The 2073-nt window shown below is 75.3% G+C and carries 2 protein-coding genes and 1 pseudogene; all 3 read right to left on the bottom strand.

Annotated elements, in window-relative coordinates; all coding sequences use genetic code 11:
• The coding region (locus ACTUAL_RS02820) for a DUF1684 domain-containing protein (RefSeq protein ID WP_440899163.1) at positions 1–652 on the bottom strand (652 nt) is incomplete at its 3' end.
• Between the two features lie 89 nt (positions 653–741).
• Positions 742–1557, bottom strand: a complete 816-nt coding sequence (locus ACTUAL_RS02815; RefSeq protein WP_440899162.1) for a helix-turn-helix domain-containing protein — start codon at positions 1555–1557, stop codon at positions 742–744.
• A gap of 194 nt (positions 1558–1751) precedes the next feature.
• Positions 1752–2073 (bottom strand): annotated as a pseudogene (locus tag ACTUAL_RS02810) (hypothetical protein); the annotation flags it as partial.

The following is a 2073-nucleotide window of genomic DNA, read 5'->3' as shown; positions in this document are numbered from 1 at the left end:
CCACCCGGCCGTCCCCGTCCGGTTCCGCGATCTCCAGGGAGCGGTTCGCCGCGTACGTCGTCACGCCGCTCGTGGCGTCCGTGAACAGCACGTTCAGCCCGCGCCGCTTGCCGTTGAACGCGGTCAGCGCGTGCTCCCGCCCGCCGTGGGCGAACCGGACCACGCCGGGCGCGGTGTAGACGTGGCTCAGGCCCTCCACGACCGCGCCCACCGTCGTCGGCCTCGGCTCGGGGAACGGCTCGTAGACGCCCTCGATCCGCCAGTCCGGGTCCGGCGGGTAGCTCGGCACGCCGTCGAACTCCAGCAGCGCCGCCGCCTTCGGGTCGTGCACGCGGATCAGGTACCCGCCCCGCCGCGCCACCTCCACCTCGACGTCGCCGATCGCGATCCGCGCGCCCGCCCCGCTGTTGACCAGCTCGAACCTGCTCTGCCCCAGCACCGGGAACCCGCTCTGCGCCGCCCGCGCCCCCTGCGGGTCGAAGTAGGCCGCGTCCGCGTCCTGCCACCACACGCCCGGCAGCCCGGCGTAGCCGCGCGGCTGCTCGTCCAGCCAGTCCAGCGACACCAGCGCGAGCCAGCCGAGCGGCGCGGCCAGGGTCCGCTCGCGCTCGTCCTTCCAGCGCCGCCACTGCTCGATGAAACCCTCGCCCACGGAAAGCACCTCTCGTCGTCGCTCGACCCCGTCCCCGGTGACAGCGGTCGGACGCGGGCCGTTGTTCCCGCTCCCACGGGGTGGAACGGTCACGCCGTCGCCGCCACCAGCCGCGCCAGCCTGCGGGCGCTCTCCGAACCGGGCTCGGCGGTGTGGAACACCACCCGCAGGTCGTTCTCCGGCGACACCAGCACGTCGCACTCCAGCTCCAGCTCCCCGAACTCCGGGTGCGCGACGACCTCGCGGTGCGCGATGAACGGGCTGGGCAGCGGGTTCGCCCACAGGTCGGCGACCACCGGACTGCTCTCGCGCAGGTCGGCGACGAGCCTGCGCAGCGACGAGTCCTGCGGGTAGCGGGCGGTGGCGGCGCGCAGGTCGGCGGCGACGGCGCGCTCGTAGGGGACGCGCTCCCACTCGTGCTTCACAGCGGGCGCGTCACCGAGGGCGAACAGCGCCCAGGCCAGGTTCCCGTCCCGGCCGACCGGCGGGTCGCCGAGCAGCGCGACCCTGGGACCGTTGTGCGTCAACGGGTTCCACGCCGCGTCGTACACGCCCACCGGTAAGTCGGCCATGCGCCGCAGGAGTCTGCGCACGCTCTCCGAGATCCGGCCGGGCACCACGCCGGACGACGGCGGCGGCTGCCCGGCGACGCGGTGGAAGTGGTCCAGCTCCACGCCGACCAGCCGCAGCGCCCGCCCGAGCGCGGCGACGACCTGCGGGGACGGGTTGCGCGAGCGCCCCTGCTCCAGGCGCACCACGTAGTCCACCGACAACCCCGGGTAGGCGGCCAGCTCCTCGCGGCGCAGACCGGGGACCTTGCGCTCCTCGGGTTCGCGCGCGCCGAGGTCGCCCGGCGTGACGCGGTCCCGCAGCTGCCGCAGCAGCGCCCCGAACTCCGTCGTCATGGTCACGAGTATCCACCCGGACGGGGCCGGGTGTGCGGTACGCGAGCACCGCTCACCCCGCCCCGTCCGGGAGAGCGCCCGGTCCGGGGCGCGGCGAGGGAGGTTCTGTCCGCTGTGGACGGACGGCCGGCGCGCGAGCCGGACGCCCGTGATCGGGAGCGCCGAGCGGACCGGGCGCCGCGCGCGGAGCGCCGTCACACGTCCAGCAGCCTCGCCAGCGCGGCGTTGACCCGTGGGGCGTGCGCGGGGAGGTGGTCCTTGGTCCACCTCCCCGCCTGCGCCGAGAAATCCGCCAGATCGCGCTCCACGCCCGTCAGCAGCGCGCCCAGCTCCGCCACCGGGACGTCGATCACCGGGCTGTCCGCCGCCTCCGCATCCAGCGTCAGCCGGACGACGTCCCCGTCCAGGCTGGCCCTCGCGTCCGGGTCGTGGCCGAAGAAGGCGTCCCCGCGACCGTCCAGGACGTCCCACCAGCCGCGCCACTCGTCGATCCCGGAGCAGCACCCCGGCGCGAAG

The sequence above is a fragment of the Actinosynnema sp. genome (assembly GCF_052038725.1).
The sequence above is the reverse complement of the archived record's forward strand: the minus strand, read 5'-3'. Positions and strand labels throughout refer to the sequence as shown.

Excerpts from the sequence above, each read along its gene's own strand:
- ACTUAL_RS02815 (WP_440899162.1), bottom strand. The coding sequence starts at position 1,557 with ATGACGACGGAGTTCGGGGCGCTGCTGCGGCAGCTGCGGGACCGCGTC.